We start from the raw sequence: 22,164 nt of genomic DNA on the forward strand, positions 1-22,164 counted from the left end.
GCATGCAAGAGCAAGAACAGATCCTGCTATTCCAGACCACTGATCCGGTCAGTGTGCGTAAGCGCTTGTTACGCTTTCGCGAGGCGTTCCTGCGCCAAGGGCCGCACTGCCGCTTTGCTGCGGTGTCGTACACCGCGTCAGCCAAGACGACCGTGAATCGGATCGTACTGGACGGTATCGAAATCGAGCACCACGTCTATGGCCCGGACGCGATCGACACTTTGGCCTATCCGGTCAAGGGCGCTGCGCGACCGTTCAGGCTTATTCCCGGCAACTGCGATCTGGTTCCGCTTCTGTTTCGGCGCTGGCATACGCAATATGCCCAGTACTGGGTGGTGGAGGACGATGTCGAGTATTCCGGCGACATCCACACCTTGTTTGCAGGCTTGGCTGACCGTGCGGGTGACCTGCTCGCTTCGCATCTCGCGCGCGGTTACGATGACTGGACGTACGCATCGATGCTGCGGGCTCCAGTCGAAGCCATGACGCCAGATCGCAGCTGGCTGGTGTTTCTGACGTTTTTCCGGATCAGCGGTGCTGCACTCGACATGATCGACGCATACTATCGCGCCGGCTGGTCAGCGCACAGTGAAAATGCCTGGGCCACTATTCTTAAACACGGTGGCATGACGGTCATCGATTTCGGTGGCAATGGCGAATTTGTAGCCGAGGAAGACCGTAACCAGCGCTATCTTGGACTGGCCAACGATGGCTTTAATAAGCAGGGCAGTTTCGGCACGATGAATATTCGCTTGCGTCCGGGCCGCAGGCCGCACGTGCTGTGGCACCCGATCAAACCACCCAAGGCATGGCTGCGCCAGACCCGCAAACGATGGATATCGATCGCCATGTGGCATTTTGACAAGGTCAGGCAGCGCTTCAGGTGATGTTGTTGACGTCGTTAGCGGCGTTTGCAGCGTTTGCGTATAACGACGTGGCTTAAACGATGTAAGTCGTTCTCGCTGACGCCATTAAACGCGAGTCCTGTCTGAACGGTCTACCGCTTCAAACATCGGGTACCACATCTCACGACAGCTGCCGTTCAATGAGCGTCGAAAATCTGTCGAAACATTGGAATCAAGAAGGTATTTCCATATTGATTCAGATGGCCATGATCGTAGAACAAAGGGCGACCGTTGACGCTACCCGGGCAGATGCCGTTGTGGCATAGGTAGGGGATGGGGTCCAGCAAGCGCACACCGCACCGCTTGCTGGCCTGGTCCTGCGCTTCCCGAATCCAGCCGTTGCGTCGTTCATACTCGGACAGCGATATCGACACCATGGGGTCCAGTCCCAGGGCCAGTCGGCGCGACATGTGCAGTGGCACATTCACCGGCATTTCGGGCAGGGGGCGCATCATGTACACCGTACGGGAACGCGCCAACTCGCAAGCCGAATCGATGATTGCATCGCCGAAGCGCCGCAGGAATGCCGGTGTCGTACGCGCCTCGATGTCAGTGCCAAAGTAGACTTCTGGCACACCATGTTCCACGGGCATCTCGTTGGGACCCATTGCATAGCGTGCGTAGCGTCCGATCAGGAGCACCGGAATATCCTTTGGAACCTTTTCAAGTTCTGCGTTGCGCTGCTGATTGAAGCCGAAGCAGTCACTGCCCCGGCTCAGGCGCTTGCTGTCGACGTGACGCATGCCGGGCAAGTAAATGCAGCTGTCATACGACCATTGCTGCACGCCTTGCTTGGTACCTGAAGCAGCCTGGGTAATGGCCGACATCAGTACGCCGGCATGGCTGTCGCCAAGCACGATCACGCCGAGTAGCGGTGCGCCAAACAGGCATGACGGCGATGTCGTCCCTTCGCGCTGCTGGCAGCGGGCATGGTCGGGATTCCTGTCCAGGGCACCTTCGGCTGCCAGTTTGACCTCCGGACCGAAACGCTCCTCGATCCCACCCATACGCCATACGAGCATTGCCGGTGCCAATACGCATAAGCATGCGACGCATATTGTCATTGCGGCGAGAGGCTGGCCCATCCGGCTCAATGCACGGCGTGACCGCGTTTCGACCAGTGTGTAGGAAAGCCCCCCTAGCACAACGCTGGACGCAATACCGATTCCCACTGCAAGAAGGTTAGTCGATCGCTGTGCATATTCGAGCAGGACGACAACAGGCCAATGCCACAGATAGATCGAATAAGAACGGTCACCGATCCACTGTAGCGAGGAATGATTTGTCAGTATGAAGGGCCGATTGGCAAGCAGGATGAGCATGGCGCCGCCGACCGGAAGCATTGCACGCCATCCCGGCCATGCACTGGCTTCTGTAAACAGCAAGATCGAAAGGGCGATCATGCCCAGTCCCAATCGCGCCGTCATTGCGCCATAACGCGGGCTGAGACGCTGCCGAAGTCCCAGGAAATACACCAGTCCTCCGGCGAGCATTTCCCATGCTCGTGTATGCAACAGAAAAAATGCGGAGGATGGATCATGAGCTGTAGTCCAGATGGAGGCCCCGAGCGACAATGCAAATGCGAACCCGCAGACGATGACGAGCGTCGAGCGGTGAGGGCGTATGCGCCACACGAACATCAGGACGATGGGCAGGATCAGATAAAACTGCCATTCTGCTGAGAGCGACCAGGTGTGCAGCAGCCACTTCTCTTGGGAAGAGGTATCGAAGTATCCGGCTTCCTTCCAAAATTTGATGTTGGTAAGGAATAACAGACTATGGATGCCGTGCGTACTGAGGACACGATAATCCGGCGGTGCCAGAAAAAAATACCCCATCACGATCAGCGTTGCTACCAGCACGAGCAGGGCTGGCAGGATGCGCTGGGCACGGGCCAGGATGAAGGTCAGGATAGAAAAATTGCCTTGCTCGAGGCCACGCACGGCGATGCCGGTCATCAGGAAACCGGAAATGACAAAAAACACGTCAACACCGACAAAGCCGCCGCGCACTTCCAACGCCCGAAAGTGAAACAGGACAACCGCAATGACTGCCCAAGCGCGCAAGCCGTTGATGTCGAGGCGAAAAGTGCGTGCTGCGTGCGCTGGCGGCGTACTCTCTGAACGATCTTTCAGAAGAACTGTATTTTGCATGAGTCCGCATCCAGGCATGTGTTATCGGTTGATACAAGCTGCCAGCAGGGTGCGATGACTGGATCGTAAGGTAATCAGAGACGTCAGGCGTTTGCACTCACCCGCAAGAAGGTCTCGAACATCAACACTGACCACAGCGCCACGCTATGGTCGCTCGTCCCCGCGATATGCTGGTCGACCATCTCGCGCAAGAACTTCTCGTTGAAGATCCCCGTGTCGAGCAGCGGTTGCGACAGCGCCGCTGCCCGTAGCTTGTCGCGCAGCGGTCCGCGCAGCCAGGATGCCAGCGGGATCGAAAATCCCTTCTTGGAGCGGTACAGCACATCCTGCGACAGGAACGGTTCGAGCGCCTTCTTGAAGATGTACTTGCCTTCGCCACCACCGAGCTTGATGTCCGGTGGCAGGCTGGAAGCCCACTCCACGAAGGTATGGTCCAGCAGTGGAACGCGCACTTCAAGCGAGTGCGCCATGGCGGCGCGGTCGACCTTGGTAAGAATGTCGCCCGGCAACCACGTCTTGAAGTCCAGGTACTGGAGCAGCGACAGTGGATCGTCGGTCGGCGAGCTGGCAGCATGACGGTGGAACACCTCGATCGCGCTGTAGCCCTGCAGCTCGCGCTTGAACGAATCCGAGAACAACTGCGCCCGCACGCGGTCCGGCATCTTCGATACGCCATGGAAGTAGCCCTCGACCGTGTCGCGCGCCAGTGCCTCGAAGGTGGTCTTGGCGCGGAACATGCGCGGCGCCCAGTCGGCCTTCGGATAGAGCTTGCCGAGCGTGCCGAACACAGGCTTGCGCAGGCCCGCCGGTATCTTGTCGCGCACCCGCTGCTCGGCCATCGCGAAGCGATAGCGGCGATACCCGGCAAAGCTCTCGTCGCCGCCGTCGCCGGAAAGCGCCACGGTGACATGCTTGCGGGCGAGCTGGCACACGCGGTAAGTGGGGATCGCGGAACTGTCGGCGAACGGTTCGTCATACAGGCGGCCCAGCGTGTCGATCAGGCCGTAGTCGTCCTTGTCGACGATCTGCGCATGGTGGTTCGTGCCGTAGCGCGTGGCCACCTCGCTGGCGAACTTCGACTCGTCGTACTCCGGATCGTCAAAGCCGATCGACAGCGTGGTCACCGGATCGGGATTATTCTGCGCCATCATCGCCACGACCGCGCTCGAATCGACGCCGCCCGACAGGAAGGCGCCCAGCGGCACGTCGGCCACGGTCTGGCTCTGCACGCACTCGCGCACACGCTCGATCAGCTCCTGCTCGATCTCCTGCATCGGCCGCTGCGGGGCGCGCTTGAACGGGACGTCCCAATACTGCTCGGGCGTGACCTCGCGTGCGCCCGCCTTGATCACGATGCGGTGGCCGGGCGCCAGCTTGTACGCATTGTGGAAGATGGTGTGCGGCTCGGGCACGTAGCCGAATGCGAAGTAATCCTCGACCGCGCGCGGATTGAGTTTGCGCGACAGCTCGGGGTGGGTCATGATCGATTTCAGCTCGGAGCCGAACACGAACAAGCCATTCGGGAGCAGCGAGTAGAACATCGGCTTGACGCCCACATGGTCGCGCGCCAGGAACATCGTCTGCTTCTTGCGGTCCCAGATCGCGAACGCGAACATGCCACGCAGGCGGTATACGCAATCCGGGCCCCAGGCCTGGTAGGCGTGCAGCAGCGATTCCGAATCCGATTTGGTGCGAAACTCGAAGCCCAGCGCCTCCAGTTCGACGCGCAGCTCGCGGTAATTGTAGATCTCGCCGTTGAACACCATCACCACGTCGCGCTCGGCATTGACGATCGGCTGCTGGCCGCTGGCCAGGTCGATCACCGACAGGCGGCGGTGGCCCATGCCCATGCTCGGTTCCAGATACAGTTCGCCCTCGTCGGGGCCGCGGTGGTGCTGGCTTTCGTTCATGCGGCCCAGGGCCGCGCGGTCGATTTCCCGGTTGCCGAGGGTATCAAAAATGCCGACTATTCCGCACATGCTGTCTGGTTCCGCTGAAGTTAAGAGTTGACGATGGGACGCAGCCGCGCCGGCGCCTTGCGCACACACAGGCCGTCGTAGAGGGCGGTGTACGCGCCGAGCATGGCGGCCATGCTGTACTTGTCTTCGATGCGCGCGCGCGCGGCCGCGCCGTGGCGTGCCCGCAGGGCCGGGTCCTGGACGTAGCGCGCGAGCGCCTCGGCCAGCGCGTCGACCTCCACCGGGACCAAGATACCATGCACGTCATCGACGACGACTTCGGGGATCCCGCCCACGCGCGAACACACCGACGGCAAGCCGCACGCCATCGCTTCGAGCAGTGACACGGGCGTGCCTTCGGCCAGCGAGGGCAGGGCGAAGATGGTAAAGCCATGCAGCAGGTCGGCCACGTCGGCGCGCGCACCGGGCAGCCACACGACGTCCTGCAGGCCGGCTTCTGCGACCTGCGCCTGGATCTTGCCGAACAACGGGCCGTCGCCGACGATCGACAGGCGTAGCCGGTCGCGCAGGGCCGGCAGGCGCTCGCGCAGCAGCGCGAAAGCGGCCACCAGGCTGGCGTGGTTCTTGACGTCCTGCACGCGCGCGACTGCCCCGATGACGATGTCGCCGGCGTCCCACGGCGCGGCCGTCACCGCTTGCGCGCGCGGGGCGTAGCGGTCGGTATCGACGCCATTCTTGATCAGGTGGTTCTTGGCCGCCGGGATGCGGACAACCTCGCTGAACCAGCGCTGCAGATCGTCCGACACCGGCACATAGCGGTCGATGAACGGCGCGAGATGGCGCCGCAAAAAATTGTGCTTGGGGTTCAGCCCATGCGGATCGGACGCATCGCGGCCATGCTCGGCGTGGATGCGCACCGGCACGCCCGCAGCGGCTGCCGTGAAGCAGTACTCCATCGCCGACAGGTTGTAAGTGTGCAGGATCGTGGGCCGCAGGCGCCGCATCAGCTTCCAGAAGTCGACGTGCACGCGCAACCCGTTCCCGGGCGGCTTGTTCAGCGCATACAACTCGACGCCCGGTTGCGTGATCTTGTCCGCGAACGCGCTGTAGCGGGTCAGGCAGACCACCGCATGCCGGTATTTTTCGGCCGGCATGCGGTTGATGCAGTCGACCAGCAGCGTTTCCAGCCCGCCGACATCAAGCGAATACACCAGATGTACAACGAGGGGACGCTGGGCGTTCAACACCGCCAGATCACTGTGCATGGTCCGTGCGTTCCCGTTCAATGCGCGCGCGCGTGCTCGATGGCACGCTCGATCGCCTGGCCCTGCACCGTCATGAAGGCGCGCAGTGCAGCGCGCGCGGCGTCGGGGTCGTCGCCCACCGGCGCCGACAGCAGCACGACGGCGCCATCGTCGCCGCGGAAGCGCAGCTTGGCCTGGGCCTGCAGCAGCTTGCCGACGTAGTTGTTCGAGGTCAGGTGGCCGTCGATCGACATCCATTGCCACACCAGGAACTGGCCGCCCGGACCGGTCATCCGCGTTTCACGCAGCGTGACCGGTTTGCCGTCGATCGTTTCGCTGCGTGCCGAGCCACCCAGTGCATGCCAGGCGTCGTCGGGCTCGGCGAGCATATTGATGGAGCTGATCAGGGCCTTGCCGTTGCGCTGGTTGCGGTAGTAGATGATGTCGAGCGAGACCGGCACGCTGGCGTCGGGGTTGCGGAAGGTGGCGCGGTAAGTGGCGTCCGGCGCGACCCAGCGCGGCGTCCAGCCGGTAAATGGCGCCGCCTGCGGCCAGCCGACCGCCACGTTCGCCAGCTCTACCTGCCGGGGATTGAGATTGGCCGCATCGTTGTAGCGGGCAAAGCCTGGCCACAGCGCGGCCAGCGCCACCACGGCGGCGCACATCGCTGCCATGCGGGCCGTGCTGACCGGGGGCACACCATCGCGGCGTGTGCGCGCCGCGACCGGCAGTTCGCTCGCAGGGAGCGGATCGTCTTCGCGCCAGAAGCTGCCGATCCAGAACATCAGCAGCATGACCAGCCCGAAGAAGACCCAGCCATAGATCAGGTGATCCACGCCCGTGGCCAGTTCCATGCCGGACAGGTGGCCGATCATCACGATCATGTACGCGCGCAGACCGTTGGCGATGACCGGCACGACGATCGATACTGCCACGAACATCAGGCGCTTCTTCGTCGACTGGTAAGTCAGGTAAGCGTACAGGCAGCCCAGCGTGACCGACGAAATCAGGTAGCGCACGCCGCTGCAGGCTTCCACCACCGACCACGAACCGGTCGGCAGCTCGAAGCGGGTGCCGTTGCGCAGCACCGGGATGCCGGTGGCCTGCACGGCCCACACGGTGAAGTCGGCGGTCAGGTTGATCAGCGGGCCGACGAACACTTCGCCGAACGGGACCGCCAGCAGCAGAAAGAGAAGCGGAAACGCGAGCGCCCCGGCCAGGCGCGGGCCGAGCATGGCCAGCGCCACGATCGGGAACATGGCGACAAACGCGTATTGCATCACGACCTGCACTTCGCCCATGCGCGCCAGCAGCCAGCCGGCCCCCAGCATCGCCAAGAGGAGCAGCGCGGGCGCCCAGGGACGCGCGGGAATGGCGTCGAACACGTCGCGCCGGCGCCAGATCAGCCACAGGCTGATCGGCAGGATGGCGTAGCCGTGGGCGAAGGTCTCGGAGCTGTTCCAGATCGCAACCAGCGATTCGGCGGTGCCCAGGTACAGGAAGAAGGGCGCGAGCAATGCCAGCGCGATCAGCATGGCGCTCGAGCGTGCCAATGGCGTAGGAGCAGAGACCAGCGCGGCATCCAGCTTGGCGCCGGCAATGCCGGATGGGGGTGTCACGTGCATTCCAGTCGCTCCTCGATGCAGGCCAGGTTGCTTGGCCAACTATAGTGATCTTCGACCCGCGCGCGTGCGGCGCGGCCCATGCTTGCGTTCTGTTCGTGCTGGCGCGCCAGCAGCGCGCCCACGGTCTCGATCCAGGCCGGCGCGCCATCGGCCACTGCCAGCTCGCTGCCCGGGGCCGCGTCGATGCCTTCGAGCGCCTGCGGCGAGACCACCGTCGGCGTGGCCATGGCCATCGCTTCCAGCACCTTGTTCTGAATGCCGCGCGCGATGCGCAGCGGTGCCACCGCCACGCAGCCGTGGCGGATATACGGGCGCACGTCCGGCACGGTGCCCGTTATGGTCACGCCCGGCAAGGCGCCGAGCGCCTGGACCTGGGCATTCGGGCGCGAGCCGACGATGTAGAAGGCCAGCGCCGGATCCTGCGCGCGCAGGGCCGGGAAGACCTCGTCGCAGAACCACTGCACGGCGTCGACATTCGGCCAGTAATCCATCGCGCCCGTAAATACCAGGGCGCGTTCGCCCGCGGCGTACGGGCTGGCAAAGACATGTTCGGGCGAGAAGTATTCGGTATCGACGCCGTTGCTGAAGTGGCCGATGCGCGCGGTGCTTTCCGGCGCCAGCTTGCGGAACAAATCGGCCTCGGGCGCCGAGACGAACAGCGACGCGTCGTACTGGCTGGCGACCTGGCGCTCGTAGCGCAGCAACTGGCGCGCTTCGTGCTGGTACAGCCAGCTCATGGGCGGCGACTTCTTCTCGGCATACTGGCGCCATTTATCGGAATCGACGTCGCAAAAGTCGATCACGCGGCGCGCATCGCCCAGCTTGTCGGCGTATTGCGCCATCGGCGACGAGAACACCATCACGCGATCGATGTTGTGCGTGGCGACGGCCTGGTCGACCCAGCGCGCCAGTCCGGCATCCTGGTAGTAGTCGAGCGACAGCGAGCGGTTCTTGACGAGCGCGCCCAGGCTGCGCACGCGGGCGCGCAGCGGATTAAGAGGGGCGAAATGGCTGCTGGCGCACAGCGCCTCCACCGCCGGCACGTGCTGCCAGTCGTCGGCATCGTCGACGAACGTGGCCAGGTGCACGCGGTAGTCGCGCGCCAGGTGCTTGAGCAGGTGGTAGGAGCGGATCTTGTCGCCCTTGTTGGGCGGATACGGGATGCGGTGAATCAGCAGCAGCAGGTCTTGCACGTTGTCAGCCCAGGTTGCGCACGATGTAAGGGCCCAGGAAGTTCGCCACCGGCAGCGGCAGTTTTTTCCACACCTTGATGAACAACTGGTACTTGGGGTTCAGCGGATTGTTGTCCGGCAGCGCATCGGTGGCGTACAGCTTGTACTCGTACGGCAGCGGCGTGGCAACGAAGCCCCAGTTCTTCTTGAAGTCGTAGGCGCCGGTACCCAGCTTGCTGCGGCCGAAGTCGAACAGGCGGCAACCGCGCGCCGCGGCAGCCTGCATCAGGTTCCAGTACATGAAATCGTTGCCCGCCACTTCGCGCGCCAGGTCCATGCCGCCGCCGTAGTAGGGCACGACTTCATCGCGCCAGTAGAACGACAGCACCGAGCCGACCAGGCGGTCGTCGCTGGTGTAGATCGAGCGCACTTCGCATTCGGCGCCGAAGGTCTTCTGCAGCAGCGCGAAGTACTTCTTCGGGAACACCGGGGTACCCAGGCGCAGCACGCTGTGGGCGTAGGCCGTGAACATATTGTCGACGTTGTCTTCGACCACGCCCTTCAGGCCCAGCTTGATCCCCTTGCGCACCATGGCGCGCTGCTTGCGCGGGATGGCGTTGAGGTTGTCGTCATCGACGGCGCTGATCTCTTTGCGGAACGTGACGTACAGCTCCTTGGTCAGCCAGCTCGGGTCGTGCGGGTGCGCGCGCTCCATGGCGCGGTATTCGAGGTGACCCACGCCGAGCTGACGCGCCAGTGCATCGGCCGCGCCATCGAGCATCACGCGCGCGCCATCGTCGATGGCAGCTACGCCGCCGTACACGCAAAACGGCATCGCGCCGAGCGAATGGCCGAACAGGCGGCTCTTGATCTCTGCCAGCGGCAGCACGCCCTGGATCTGGCCGTCCTGCTCGACAAAGTAGAACCAGGTCTTGATGCCGAACGATTGCTCGATCACGGACTGCCAGCCGGACAGGTGGAAGAACGTCGCTTCCGGGCAGGCCCGCACGAATGCATCCCAGCGCGCCGCGGTTTGCGGCGTCATCAAATGCAGCGTCTGCGGACCGGCGGCAGCGGCGACGGGCGCCGCGCGCCTGGCTTGCGCCGCTTCGATGATCGAATTCATGGCTTGTCCAGGAAGATGCGGTCCATGCGGTCCCACTTGAAATCACGCGCCAGCTGTTCGAGACGGCGCTCCATGCGGTCGATATTGACGTAGTGACGGAACTTCGCCTTGGCGCCCAGGCCATCAGGCCGCGGCTGGTCGGTGTCGATTTCCCACGGGTGGAAGTAGAACAGGGCTGACTCGCCGTCTTCGCGGTTGACCTTTTCCATCATCCAGCGCGACAGCGCGTAGGGCAGCAGGCGGAAGTAACCACCACCACCGGCCGGCAGGTGACGGCCGGCCATCTTCACCGTGGTGATCGGCACTTCGAGGATGCCGTCCGGGCCGTTCGGGTAGAACGCGAAACGCGGCGCGTCGGGCATGCCGTAGTGGTCGTGCGCGATCGGGTAGATGCTCGAGCTGTATTTGTAGCCCGCTTCGTGCAGCGCGTCGAGCGCCCACAGGTTGCCGTGACCAATTGAAAAACTTGGCGCGCGGTAGCCGACGACGGCCTGGCCGCCGATGTCTTCCAGCAGCGCCTTGGCCGAGCGGATATCGTTGTCGAATTCGGCGCGGCTCTGGTCCGAGGCGCGCAGGTGGCCATAGCCGTGGCTGGCCAGTTCGTGGCCCGCTTCGACGATGCGGCGCACCATCGCGGGATAGCGCTCTGCGATCCAGCCCAGTGTGAAGAAGGTCGCGCGCACGCCTTCGCGCTCGTACAGCGCGAGGATGCGTTCCATATTGGCTTCGACGCGGCATTCGCGCGTCGGCCAGCTGTCGCGGTCGATGTACGGGGCAAAGGCCGACACCTGGAAGTAGTCTTCCACGTCGCAGGTCATCGCATTGCGGATTTTTTCACCCGGCGCTGGACGCGGTCGGGCTGCGGGAGCGGTCATTTTCATGGCGGGTTATTCCTGGTGGTCCGGGTGGTGGGGCGCGGCGCCGGAGGCGTTGGGTGGCGTGGCGGCGATCTTTTTCAGGATCGACAGCACCGACACGATCGATTTCTCCAGGCGCATCATGCGCTCGTCGAGCTGCTCGACGCTGGCGCGGCGCTCGCCCGGGTGTGACTCGTTGCCGTGGCTGCCGCCGCTCGTCTGGTCGGCATCGGCCAGGTTGTCGGTATCGGGCGCGTCGAATTCTTCCGAGATGTCGCGCACCACGTCGTTGATGTGCGCTTCGGTGAACGCCTGCAGTTCTTCCAGGTAGCCCATCAGGAGCACGCGGTCCATCAGCGTGTTGGTCTTGCGCGGGATGCCGCCGCTGTAGGCGTAGATCGCACTGTACGCGCCGTCGTCGAACGATGGCGTGCCCTGCCAGCCGACGGTGCTCAGGCGGTGCTCGACATACGCGCGCGTCTCGGCCGCATCCATCGGGCCCAGGTGGTAGCTGGCGATGACGCGCTGGCGCAGCTGCTGCATGCCGGGGCTGTGCAGCGTGGCGCGAAACTCGGGCTGGCCGAGCAGGAACGTCTGCAGCAGCGAACGTTCGTCGGTCTGGAAGTTCGACAGCATGCGCAGTTCTTCGACCGTGCGGGCATTGAGGTTCTGGGCTTCGTCGATCACGAGCAGGGCGCGCTTGCCCTGGCGATCGACCGTGCGCAGGAACTGTTCGAGGCGGTTGAGCAGCTCGGCCTTGCTCTGGCCTTCGTACGGCAGGCCGAAGCTCGAGACCACCATGCGCAGCGTGTCTTCGGGATCGAGGCTGGTGTTGACGATGTGCGCGGCCACGATCTGGTCGAGCGGCAGTTTGCCCAGCATATTGCGCACCAGCGTGGTCTTGCCGGCGCCGACTTCGCCCGTGATGACGATGAAGCCTTCGCCCTGCGACAGGCCGTACTCGAGATACGCCATGGCGCGCTTGTGGCCCTTGGACCCATAGAAGAAATGCGGGTCAGGGCGGAGCTGGAAGGGCTTGGCCGACAGGCCGTAATAAGTTTCGTACATCGTGATTGTCGCTGTTTTTAGAACTGCATGGACAGGGTCGCCACCATGGCGTGCTCGGTGTAGGTGCCACCGCCAATATCGCTGCGGTCGCTGTTCCAGCGTCCGACGTCGCCGCTGCGACGGCGCAGGTCGACCGCGCCGAGCAGGTCGCCGAAACGGCGTGATACGCCAAGGCGAAGCGTGCTTTGCTGGTCCTCGAGACCGACCGAGCGGGATTCGCTCTGGTCGAAGTTGTAGGAGGCAGTCAAATTGGAGCGCGAACTGAGACGGTATGTATAGTTAGCGTTGAAGCCATTCTGCCGCACATTATCGTTCAGGCCGATTTGCTGGCTGCCCAGCAGCGGACTGTCGCTTTGCTGGGAAGACAGCGCATTGCGGTCAGTGGCATATACCGAGAACACGGCGTTGCTGAACCCCCTGCGGTATCCCACCGATGCGCGCAGCGATTTCTGGCGCAGGAACCGGTTACTCAGGTAGTTGACGCTCTCGGTCAGCGATGGCGGCAGACCGTTCGCCTGGATGTAAGCTGCGACGATGCGTTGGCGCTCGATCGGATCGGGATAGGCCGTGGTGAACATGCTGTCGAGCAGGCCTGCTGTATCGAAGGTCGAAGGCAGCAGGAATTGCTGGCGCGACGTGGTTACCGCATCGTCGTAGCTGATGTTCCAGGTCGTGTGACGGGACCGGTGCAGCACGGACAGCGTGCCGGTGGTGCCGTAGAAGTGACGACCCACCGTCGCCTGGACATTGGTGCGCAGCGATGGCGACCAGGCAAAGCCCACTGACCAGTTGGCGCCCTGGTCGCCATCGCCCAGTCCCTCGTACCGGTAACGGTCGTAGCCGGCGTTGGCCAGCAGCGACACGCGCTGGGTGAGGACGTACCGCAGATTGCCTGACAGGTTTTCGTTTGACGAATCGCCATACTCGGCGCCGCCCAGTTCCTGCTTGCGATACGAGAGGCCCCAGCCAACTGTCCGGAAGCCTCGGCCGCTGTTGAGCGTGGCCTGGATGGTGTCGCCACCGGTGCCGCGATAACCGAGGGTATCGCCACCGCCGACCGAGTCACGCGTGTAGCGCAGTGTACCTGCCGCAACATTGCCGAACGTATGGGTCAGGTAGGGGCTGATACTCCAGCTGTCGATATCCGCACGGTTGCGGTTCGAGTACATGTCGTTGCCGGCGCGCGGACCGAAGGCCGAGACACTCCGCTGCCCACGCGAGGCGCTGGCGTCGATGAAGAACAGGTCGCGCACGACTTCGCCGTTGAGCGTGCCACGGTAGGTGCGCTGCGTATTCGAGGTATTGAAGTTCTGGCCGATGACATCAGGGTCGGACCGATCGCGGTTGTCATTGCCGTGCAGGTAAGCGAACGCGTGCAACTGTGCGGTGGCCTCGACTTTCAGGCGCCGGCTGCGGTTGAGCACCGTGATGCCGGGCGATACTTGAGTGATGAGGTCGCTGTATGCGAGCGCATCTTCGGTCAGGTTGACGTTGTCCGTCCAGATCTCACTGACGAGCAGCGTCGGCGTGACTCTCCATTCGGCCTGCGCCGGGAATGCGGCCAGCAGCATCGCAGCCGCCGCCAGCGGCGCCAGGCGCGGCATGGCACGGCCAGCGCGCCCTTTAGCCATAGTGATAATCATACGTTTCTTCAATGCCAGGAATATCCCTGGTCTTGTTGTACAGGAGATTGACGTTTGCCATTCCTTCGAGCTGCTGCAGGGCTTCCTTGACTGCGTGCTGGGTCGTGGTCTGGGCTTCTACCACCACGACGATCTGGCCCATGTGGCTGGCCAGCACGCGCGATTCACTGGTGAGCATCAGGGGCGGCGAGTCAAAGATGATCACGCGGTCCGGATAGCGGTGCGCCAGCTCGTGCACCATCGCTGTCATCGTCGAGCTGGCCAGCAGTTCGGTCGCGCGCGGCGTGCTGGTGCCGGCCGGCAGAATGGACAGCGTGTCGACGTTGGTGCGCAACATGACGTCTGACAGATCGAGCGTGTCGTCCAGCAGGATGTCCATCAGGCCGCGCTGGGCGGGCAGGCCGAGCGTGCGCAACACCGAAGGGCGCGCTACGTCGGCATCGACCAGCAATACGGTGTGATCGAGCTCCATGGCAATGCTCATGGCCAGGTTGATCGCGCTGTAGGTCTTGCCTTCGCCCGGCAGCGAGCTTGTCACCATGATCAGGTTGCCCGGATTTTCCTTGGGACCGCGTTCGGCAAAGGCGCGCTTGAGCAGCGGGCGCTTGATGATGCGGAACTCTTCCAGCAAGTTGGTACGTCCACCCGCTGCCGTCACCATGCCCAGCTCGCGCATGCGCGCCAGGTCCAGTTCGATGCGGCGGGTGCTTTGGCGCCCGGCAAGTACCTCCTCGGGGGGGGCGTAGGACGCCGGGGCCGTAGTGAGAACCGGTTCCGCACGGACGGCATCCTGCGATGCCTGGCGCGCCGGGATGAATTCGGGATTGGTGACGATTGGATCGCTCTGATCCGCCGCGGTACTGGCGGCGGGAGTGGGAGCAGCGTTCTGGCGCTGCTGGTCAATGCGGCTGGCCGCTTTTTCGATAATGCTCACATTTGCTCCTTGATGGCCAACCGGCCTTACATCGTCGTGCGAACCAGGATGGCGGCGACGCCGGCACCATACAGGCCGAACAGCACCAGCACCGAGGCGGCCAAGGCGAGCAGGCGGCGCTTGCGCAGCACGGTCTGTTCGGCGGTCCAGTTCATGCTCACCGACCCGAGGATCGGCAGACCCGTTGCGTCACGCAGCGCAGCCTGGCTCAGGAAAGTCGGACGCAGCTGGCTCAACAGGAACGCACCGGCCAGGCCGGCGAGGAGGGCGGCGACAAAGACCAGCGAGAACAGTCGCAGACGGTTCGGGCCGCTTGGAATATTTGGTGCCGTTGGCGGGTCAATCACGCGGAAGGTGAGCATGTCGGTGGCCGACGACAGGTCCCCCGACAGCTTGGCCGATTCGCGGCGCTCGACCAGCTTCTGGTAGTTTTCGCGATTGACTTCGTAGTCGCGGTTCAGGCGCGCCAGCTGGGCCTCGATCTCGGGCACCTGCTCGCCCTGGCCGCGCAGGCGACCGGAACGCGAACTGAATTCGGCCACACGCGCTTGCAGCGAAGCGACACGCGCTTCGGCATCGGACAATTGTACAGTCAACTGCTGCAGCATCGGGCTGTAGCTCGCACCCGGATCCAGGCTCGGTTTGGTGTTCTTGGCAGCCTCGGCGCGGCGTTCCAGCAACTGCTCAAGCAGGCGGCGATTGGCGACGATGTCGGGATGCTGCTCGGTGTACTGGGTACGCAGTGTGTCGAGCGTCTTGTTGACGTTGGCGATGCGTTCATCCATGACCGGATCGACGAAGATCGGCGCAGCACGCGTGCCGCTGCCGCCGCGGTTGTCGCCCGAAATCTGGCGGCGAATTGCATTGCGCGCCTGTTCTGCCTCAGCCAGTTCCAGACGCGCCTGGTTCAGCGCTTCATTGGTGGCCATCATGCGCGAGCCGTAGTCGGCGCCTTGGCTTGGCAACATGCCGATGTTCTTGATCTTGAATTCCTTGAGCGCATTCTCGGCTTCGGCCAGGCGTTCTTCGTAGCTACGGATCTGGTCGTCGATGAATTCGACTGCCTTGTCGGAATCCTGCTTCTTGCCGCCAAAGCTGCCTTCGACGAAGATCGTCAGGAAAGCCTGGACCACGTCCTTACCTTCGCGCGCGCTGGTGCCCGTGTAGCTGATGGTGTAGATATCATCGCGTTCGGTGCCGGCAATCTTGATGTTGGCCATCATGTCGTCGACCAGCTTGTTCATTTCCTTTGCGTCGCTCGCTTTGACGTCCAGGTCAACCTCGCGCACGACGCGTTCCACGTTCGGACGGCTGATCAGGGTGCGGCGCATGAACAGCACCTGCTGCTCCAGGTTGGGCAGCATGGTCATGCCGGAGAGCAGCGGCTTGAGGATACTCTGGGTATCGACATAGACGCGAGCCGAGGCCTGGTACTGATTGGGTAGTGTGTAGACGACCAGCCACCCGGCCAGCGCCACTACCCAGGCGATGATGACCGCATGCCAGCGGTACTTGCCGATGGCTTTTAATAAGTTAAGAATCTGGGAAGTAATTTCAGCCATCGTATCGGTCTCGCCGGTCAGGTCCCGGTTCCTAAAAAACCAGGCTCACAAATAAACAACGTGCATGATCGCTTGTACCCTAAGCAATTGCAATTGAGGGTTAGGAAATCCAGCGATTCTGGGTAATTGGTACCATCTGTTTGCAACACATCCGCAAACAGCGGTCGGGAATCTTAAATAAATTTCATTAGTGCACGCTTAATTGTTGCATTATCGCAAACATTTGATGAACTTGCTTGGTGTATTTTTTTGAACTGTTGCTGCTGGATCGTGATGAAGCAGGAAGAAAGGCGTGTTGCTCAAATTCAAAGGTTCTTATTATAATGGCTAAATTCCGAAATGGTCCGTACGATTGCTTCCGTTGTGCAACTACACTACATAGAAGTCGAGAAGTCCCGATGATGCGTCGAATGATTGGAATGAAGTTGGCAGCAGGGGTACTAGCCTGGAGCATGGGTCTGCCCGCAATCGCCGCGACACTGGTGCAGACGGTGGCAGCGGTCAAGCCTTCGATCGTGGGCATTGGCACGCAAATGCAGACCCGCAGCCCGGCCATCGTGTTCAGCGGCACGGGGTTTGTGGTCGGCGACGGCCTGAGCGTGATCACAAATGCTCACGTCGTGCCGAACCAGCTTGATGGGGCCAGGCTCGAACAACTGGGTATTGTCATCCCTGATGGCACCGGTGTACGTTTTCGCGCGGTCCAGGTGATCGGCGTTGATCGCCAGCATGACCTGGCGCACCTGCGCTTTGAAGGGGCGCCCTTGCCCGCAATGCGGCTGGGCGAGGCGAGCATGGCGGCCGAAGGGCAGGCGCTGGCATTCACCGGATTCCCGCTCGGCATGGTGCTGGGGTTGTATCCGGCAACGCACCGCGCGCTGCTGGCGGCAATCACCCCGGTCATGCAGCCATCGCTTAGTGCGCGCCGACTCGATGCACGCGCCGTGGCCCAATTACAACGCACGGCCTTCAGCATCTATCAGCTCGATGGCACTGCCTATCCGGGCAACAGTGGCAGTCCGCTATATGACCCCGACACCGGACAGGTCCTGGGGGTGATCAATATGGTGTTTGTGAAGGGCTTGAAGGAAACCGCAATCACGGCGCCGAGCGGGATCACCTATGCGATCCCCGTGCGCCATGTAAAAGAACTACTGGCACGGTAGGCAAAGCGGTCGTCTTAAAGTCGCAACAACAAAGTATTTCAACTGTGCATGGCTTGTTTCATTCGAGGTCTGCGCTACAATAGCGTAGGTCATGATGCCGAAATAACAATTATTGATGTGCGCCGTATGCCATTCAGCAAGTAGGATACGCGGTGCAATAGGACTGAAGCGATGATGAAACTGACAAAATACCTGGTAACCGCTGGTGCTGCTGCCTGCATGCTGATCCTTGGCGGCTGTGCCACGCCTGTGGCGCCGAGCAGTGCTGCGATGGCGCCGATCAATCCGGATTACCTGATCGGCCCTGGCGACAGCGTTAATATCATTGTCTGGCGTAACCCTGAAGTATCGATGTCGGTCCCGGTTCGTCCGGATGGAAAGATCACGACGCCATTGGTAGAAGACTTGCCGGCCGCAGGCAAGACCTCGACCCAGCTGGCGCGCGATATCGAAGGCGCCCTGGCCAAGTTCATTCAACAGCCAGTGGTCACCGTCATCGTCACCAGTTTCGTCGGTAACTTCAGTGAGCAAATCCGCGTGATCGGCCAGGCCGCACGTCCCCAAGCGCTGCCGTATCGCCGCGATATGTCGGTGATGGATGTCGTGATCGCTGTCGGCGGTGTGACGGAATTTGCCTCGGGCAACAAGGCTAGTATCATTCGCAATGTCGATGGCAAGCAAGAAAAACTGATGGTCCGACTGGACGACTTGATCAAAGATGGCGATATATCAGCTAATATCATGATGCGTCCCGGCGATATTCTGGTTATCCCCGAAAGTTTCTTCTAAGCTGTTGTCGGATATTCTTACACACTGTTTCTCGTGTAGCTAGTCAATGTACTAAAGCAAGTTTGAGTATCACTTAAGTAATTGTTTTTTATAAAATATTCCCGCAGGAACTTTTTTTGGGCACGAATCTTGCTCGTTCATCTGCGTGCGCAATTGAAATCGAGGACTATCCGTGGCTAATGATCAACAACAGAGCGGTAACGAGCCGCAGCAGCTACCCCCACCGGTACCGCCCGCGATGCCCAAGCACGGTGCAACGCGTCGTCGCCTGGCCAAGGCAGGCCTGGGTGCTGCTGGTGTGTTGTGGACGCTCGAGAGCCACGCCACCCTCAGCAAAACCGGTTTCGTGTGCGAGTCGCCGTCGGCGTACGAATCGGCTGGCCTGAACAGCAACATCGCCACCGAGCAGCGATGCCGTCCCTTGTCGCCAACGATGTGGTGCTTTATCCAGAGTGGTTGGCCTTGCAACAAGACAAAGCGCTTTGCCGAGGTCTTCTCCTGCAATGAGCGTCGTTTTGCAACAACGTACTACAGGGATAGCCTGCTTGCAGTGATGAAGGCAAGTTACGACCGGGATAAAATCGGCTGCCACCTGGCGGCGGCTTATCTCAATGTCATTTCCGAGCGCGTTCCGGTTCTCACCGTACCCACGCTCAAGCGCATGTGGAGCGAGCTCAAGGTAAGTGGTTACTTCAAGGTAGACGCCAATACCTACTGGTCCGTTACCGAGGTCAGAGATTATCTTGTCTCTATCCACGGCCGGTGACCACACCGGGTCCTGGCGCCGTCCCGGGGATGCAGGCTTGCATTTCCGGCAGTTTCAGGATGAAGTCGTGTTGTTCAATTCGCTGTCCGGCGCCACCCATCTGCTGAGTCCTGAGGCGCTTGTCGTGCTTGAGCAACTCGATGCGGGCCCGCTCTCCGAATCGACCCTGACGATGGCGCTGCGCGATCGCTTTGAAGTGGACGATGCGACCTTGTCCGACGACGTGGCCAACCTGCTCGGACAACTTGCCAGCCTGGATCTCATTGAACAATGTCCCTTGTAGCCGATCTGGGCCGTGCTGAGCTGGTGCGGCGTCTTGACGGTCCAGGTCTGTTACTGCGTACTGGACCTTTTGTCAGCCGTATTCAATCAAATATTTCACTCGTCGCCGATGGGATAGGGTCTCTGTATCACGACTATCCGATCGAAGAGGAGGGGGGCTTCGCCGATTTTCAGGTGCGTCTGCGTCAGCCCACCGGCTTGCGCCGCTGGTGGCATCCCCAGGTGCGCTTCGATTACGATGGCCGCCAGCCATTCGCCCCGCTGCCGCTGGCCCAGGCTTGGCCGATGTTCGAGTGGGTCATGAACTGGTGCGTTTCCAACCGTGCTCACCGCTACCTGATCGTGCATGGAGCCGTCGTCGAGCGTAACGGGTGCGCGATCGTCTTGCCGGCGCCGCCCGGTTCCGGCAAAAGCACCCTGTGCGCGGCCCTGGTCTGCCGTGGCTGGCGTTTGCTCTCGGACGAATTGACGCTGGTGCGGCGTGGCGATGGCCTGCTGGTGCCGCTGGCTCGTCCGGTCAGCCTCAAGAATGCGTCGATCGATATCATCCGCGCTTTCGCGCCCGATGCTTTCCTGGGTACGCCGGTGCCTGGCACCACAAAGGGGACAATTGCACACCTGAAAGCGCCGCCCGACAGTGTTGTGCGGTTCAGCGAGCCAGCGCGTGCACGCCATATCGTGTTCCCCCGCTATCAAGCAGGGGCCGTCACCACGCTCACCTCCGTTTCCAAGGGCCAGCTATTCATGCAGGTGGCCGACAACGCGTTCAATTATTTCGCGCTCGGGCAAGATGGCTTCGACTGCCTGGCAAATCTGGTCGATGATTGTGATGGTCACGAATTTATCTACAGCCAGCTTGACGAAGCCATCGCCCTGTTTGACCGCCTGGCAGGAGTGGGGCCATGATGTCGCCTGCCTCATCGCTGCTGGTCGAGGTCCTGGCCACGCCGGGCCGGGTTCGTTTTCTCGACCTGCCTGGCTGGGAGCGCTTGCTGCGCCAGGCCAACAGCGCCAATGTCGGCGCGATCCTTGTCTATTTGCTGGAAGACAACGGCCTGCTCAACGATGTGCCGCTCAAACCGCGTGAGCACCTGGAAGCAGCGCGTATCGTGGCCCTGCGTCACCGGCGCCTCGCCGGCTATGAGGTTGGACGAATTCGCAGCGACCTGGCCGGTCTCGGTCTGCCATTAATTTTGCTCAAGGGCGCGGCGTATGCAATGGCGGACCTACCATCCGGGCGCGGGCGACTGTTCTCGGACATCGACATTCTGGTGCCGAAGGACAGCCTCGACCAGGTAGAGCGCGCGCTGATGGTTCATGGCTGGGCCAGCACCCACCATGACGCCTACGACGAACGCTATTACCGCACCTGGATGCATGAGCTGCCGCCAATGGTGCATTTGCGCCGCGGTAATGCAATTGATGTTCACCACGCGATCCTGCCCGAAACGGCTCCGGTGCGGCCCGATCCGGCACTGTTGCTTGCGGCAGCACGGGAGATTCCTGGTGAGCAGGGCGCATTGGGTATCTACACGCTGTGCCCACACGACATGTTCTTGCACAGCGCCGTGCACCTGTTCTTCGGTGGCGAATTCGACCAGGGCTTGCGCGACCTGTTCGACCTGCATCGCCTGGCGCTGCATTTTGGCACCGAGCCAGGGTTCTGGGATGGCCTCGTGGCACGTGCCGATGCGCTGGAACTGACGCGCCCGTTGTTCTACGCACTGCGTTACATCACCCGCACGTTCGGCACGCCGGTGCCAGCCGCAACGCTGGCTGCTGCCGCGCCGTTTGGCCCGACGCGCTTGTTGTTGCCACTGATGGATGCGCTCTTCCTGCGTGCGCTGTCGCCATTGCACCCGGAATGCGCTACGCGCTTCGACGGTGCAGCCCGCTTTGCCTTGTATGTGCGCGGAAACTGGTTGCGTATGCCACCAGTGTTGCTCGCGCGCCACTTGTTTCACAAGGCTTTCTTGTCGCCACGTACCGCAGAGGCCGCTTGAGCTGCTACTCTTTACTTTCTGACGAGTTTAGTAGCCCTGGTGCCAGAAAAAGTTCATTTTGGTAACCAAATTTATAAATTGTAATTATTGATGCTATGATGATCACATTTCATTAATACATCACATCGGTTTCGCCTGGAGGAAGTATATGATCGAGACATTAGCGCCAGCCGTTTCTTGCGCAGGTCTGGGCAGCGATGACTTCGCTAAGGGTGGAATGAATCCCAGCATCATCGACGTTACCATCAACGAACGCGTATTCGGCATTCGCGCGGCCGATATTGATACCCAGCGTAATTCCGCAAGCATGCTCATCAGTAAGATGTACGCCTGGCGCGGCTATAGCGGGAATCACCAGATTGGCAACGATCCGAACCGGATCACGCTGACCGCTTCGGACCACGGGCAGGTGTTCGGCACATTGAGCCTGGGCCTGGACTCCGAGATCGGCCTGATGGCCGACCAGGTGTTTTCCGACTACGTCGATACCCAGCGCAACAGCGGCAAGGTATGCGAAATCATCAAGCTGGCTGTCGATCCGGCGATCAAGTCCAAGGCCGTGCTGGCCTCGCTGTTCCACGTGGCCCTGATCTATGCCCGCGACCTGAATGGTTGCACGCACATCTTCATTGAGGTCAATCCACGTCACCGTCGTTTCTATGAAGCCATGTTGGGTTTCCAGACAGTGTGCGAAGCGCGGCCCAACCCGCGTGTTCAGGCGCCGGCAGTGCTGCTCAGCGCCGCCACTGCCTACGGGACCGAGCAGGTGGCCAAGTGGGGCGGCATGCAGGACAAGGCAGTGGGCGAGCGCTCGCTGTTTCCATGGTTCTTTTCGCAGCGCGAAGAAGCCGGTATCATCAACCGCCTGCGCCAGCTCGGTTAATCAGTCACCCTTCTGCGGTCCCTTCCCAAGGGCCGCGGCAGCCCGCCATACTTTCTCTGTTGCATTT

19 protein-coding genes are annotated in these 22,164 nt (G+C 61.7%); 8 read left to right on the plus strand and 11 right to left on the minus strand.

All coding sequences use genetic code 11. From position 1 onward, the window contains the following. The first annotated feature begins 2 nt into the window (after nt 1-2). Nucleotides 3-887, plus strand: a complete 885-nt coding sequence (locus tag AC1MGT_RS11835) for a hypothetical protein (RefSeq protein ID WP_499500323.1) — start codon at nt 3-5, stop codon at nt 885-887. Nucleotides 888-1,042: 155 nt separating this feature from the next. On the opposite strand, the gene AC1MGT_RS11840 is transcribed toward AC1MGT_RS11835, so the two are convergent. The 11 genes from AC1MGT_RS11840 to AC1MGT_RS11890 form a co-directional block, all read right to left on the minus strand. Further along, a complete protein-coding gene (locus AC1MGT_RS11840) occupies nt 1,043-3,058 on the minus strand; it encodes an acyltransferase family protein (RefSeq protein WP_499500324.1) in 2,016 nt (671 codons plus the stop codon). 83 nt (nt 3,059-3,141) lie between these two features. Next, a complete protein-coding gene (locus AC1MGT_RS11845; RefSeq protein WP_499500325.1) occupies nt 3,142-5,037 on the minus strand; it encodes an XrtA/PEP-CTERM system amidotransferase in 1,896 nt (631 codons plus the stop codon). 20 nt (nt 5,038-5,057) lie between these two features. Continuing rightward, the gene (locus tag AC1MGT_RS11850) at nt 5,058-6,242 is read right to left on the minus strand and encodes a TIGR03088 family PEP-CTERM/XrtA system glycosyltransferase (protein WP_499500326.1); all 1,185 of its coding nucleotides are present in this window, start codon (nt 6,240-6,242) and stop codon (nt 5,058-5,060) included. Nucleotides 6,243-6,259: 17 nt separating this feature from the next. Beyond that, nucleotides 6,260-7,846 carry an exosortase A gene (xrtA, locus tag AC1MGT_RS11855; protein WP_499500327.1) on the minus strand — a complete coding sequence of 529 codons (1,587 nt, stop codon included), beginning with the start codon at nt 7,844-7,846 and terminating at the stop codon, nt 6,260-6,262. Next, nucleotides 7,837-9,039, minus strand: a complete 1,203-nt coding sequence (locus AC1MGT_RS11860; RefSeq protein WP_499500328.1) for a TIGR03087 family PEP-CTERM/XrtA system glycosyltransferase — start codon at nt 9,037-9,039, stop codon at nt 7,837-7,839. The genes xrtA and AC1MGT_RS11860 overlap by 10 nt, the downstream gene beginning before the upstream one ends. Nucleotides 9,040-9,043: 4 nt before the next feature. Beyond that, nucleotides 9,044-10,144, minus strand: a complete 1,101-nt coding sequence (locus AC1MGT_RS11865; protein ID WP_499500329.1) for a FemAB family XrtA/PEP-CTERM system-associated protein — start codon at nt 10,142-10,144, stop codon at nt 9,044-9,046. Further along, nucleotides 10,141-11,025 carry an XrtA system polysaccharide deacetylase gene (locus AC1MGT_RS11870; RefSeq protein WP_183554692.1) on the minus strand — a complete coding sequence of 295 codons (885 nt, stop codon included), beginning with the start codon at nt 11,023-11,025 and terminating at the stop codon, nt 10,141-10,143. The genes AC1MGT_RS11865 and AC1MGT_RS11870 overlap by 4 nt, the downstream gene beginning before the upstream one ends. 6 nt (nt 11,026-11,031) lie before the next feature. Further along, nucleotides 11,032-12,069, minus strand: a complete 1,038-nt coding sequence (locus AC1MGT_RS11875) for an XrtA/PEP-CTERM system-associated ATPase (RefSeq protein ID WP_499500330.1) — start codon at nt 12,067-12,069, stop codon at nt 11,032-11,034. Between the two features lie 17 nt (nt 12,070-12,086). Next, nucleotides 12,087-13,712: a TIGR03016 family PEP-CTERM system-associated outer membrane protein gene (locus tag AC1MGT_RS11880; protein ID WP_499500331.1), complete on the minus strand. Its 1,626-nt coding sequence runs from the start codon at nt 13,710-13,712 to the stop codon at nt 12,087-12,089. After that, nucleotides 13,693-14,646, minus strand: a complete 954-nt coding sequence (locus AC1MGT_RS11885; RefSeq protein ID WP_499500332.1) for an XrtA-associated tyrosine autokinase — start codon at nt 14,644-14,646, stop codon at nt 13,693-13,695. Before AC1MGT_RS11885 ends, AC1MGT_RS11880 begins: the two co-directional genes overlap by 20 nt. A 26-nt stretch (nt 14,647-14,672) precedes the next feature. Continuing rightward, complete coding sequence (locus AC1MGT_RS11890; RefSeq protein ID WP_499500333.1) at nt 14,673-16,208, minus strand: XrtA system polysaccharide chain length determinant; 1,536 nt, start codon at nt 16,206-16,208, stop codon at nt 14,673-14,675. Nucleotides 16,209-16,660: 452 nt separating this feature from the next. Here AC1MGT_RS11890 and AC1MGT_RS11895 point away from each other — a divergent pair, with 452 nt between their 5' ends. The 7 genes from AC1MGT_RS11895 to AC1MGT_RS11925 all read left to right on the plus strand — a co-directional run bounded on the left by AC1MGT_RS11895 (nt 16,661) and on the right by AC1MGT_RS11925 (nt 22,097). Then, nucleotides 16,661-17,374: a S1 family peptidase gene (locus AC1MGT_RS11895; RefSeq protein WP_499500334.1), complete on the plus strand. Its 714-nt coding sequence runs from the start codon at nt 16,661-16,663 to the stop codon at nt 17,372-17,374. A 171-nt stretch (nt 17,375-17,545) separates the two neighbouring features. Continuing rightward, the gene (locus AC1MGT_RS11900) at nt 17,546-18,163 is read left to right on the plus strand and encodes an XrtA/PEP-CTERM system exopolysaccharide export protein (RefSeq protein ID WP_499500335.1); all 618 of its coding nucleotides are present in this window, start codon (nt 17,546-17,548) and stop codon (nt 18,161-18,163) included. 172 nt (nt 18,164-18,335) lie between these two features. Then, a complete protein-coding gene (locus AC1MGT_RS11905; RefSeq protein ID WP_499500336.1) occupies nt 18,336-18,929 on the plus strand; it encodes a hypothetical protein in 594 nt (197 codons plus the stop codon). Nucleotides 18,930-18,996: 67 nt separating this feature from the next. Then, nucleotides 18,997-19,212, plus strand: a complete 216-nt coding sequence (locus tag AC1MGT_RS11910) for an HPr-rel-A system PqqD family peptide chaperone (protein ID WP_499500337.1) — start codon at nt 18,997-18,999, stop codon at nt 19,210-19,212. After that, a complete protein-coding gene (locus tag AC1MGT_RS11915) occupies nt 19,200-20,117 on the plus strand; it encodes an HprK-related kinase A (RefSeq protein WP_499500338.1) in 918 nt (305 codons plus the stop codon). The genes AC1MGT_RS11910 and AC1MGT_RS11915 overlap by 13 nt, the downstream gene beginning before the upstream one ends. Then, a complete protein-coding gene (locus AC1MGT_RS11920) occupies nt 20,114-21,214 on the plus strand; it encodes a nucleotidyltransferase domain-containing protein (RefSeq protein WP_499500339.1) in 1,101 nt (366 codons plus the stop codon). Before AC1MGT_RS11915 ends, AC1MGT_RS11920 begins: the two co-directional genes overlap by 4 nt. A 217-nt stretch (nt 21,215-21,431) precedes the next feature. Beyond that, complete coding sequence (locus tag AC1MGT_RS11925) at nt 21,432-22,097, plus strand: GNAT family N-acetyltransferase (protein ID WP_499500340.1); 666 nt, start codon at nt 21,432-21,434, stop codon at nt 22,095-22,097. Nucleotides 22,098-22,164: the final 67 nt, after the last annotated feature.

This window comes from Telluria sp. BA11, from assembly GCF_056680305.1.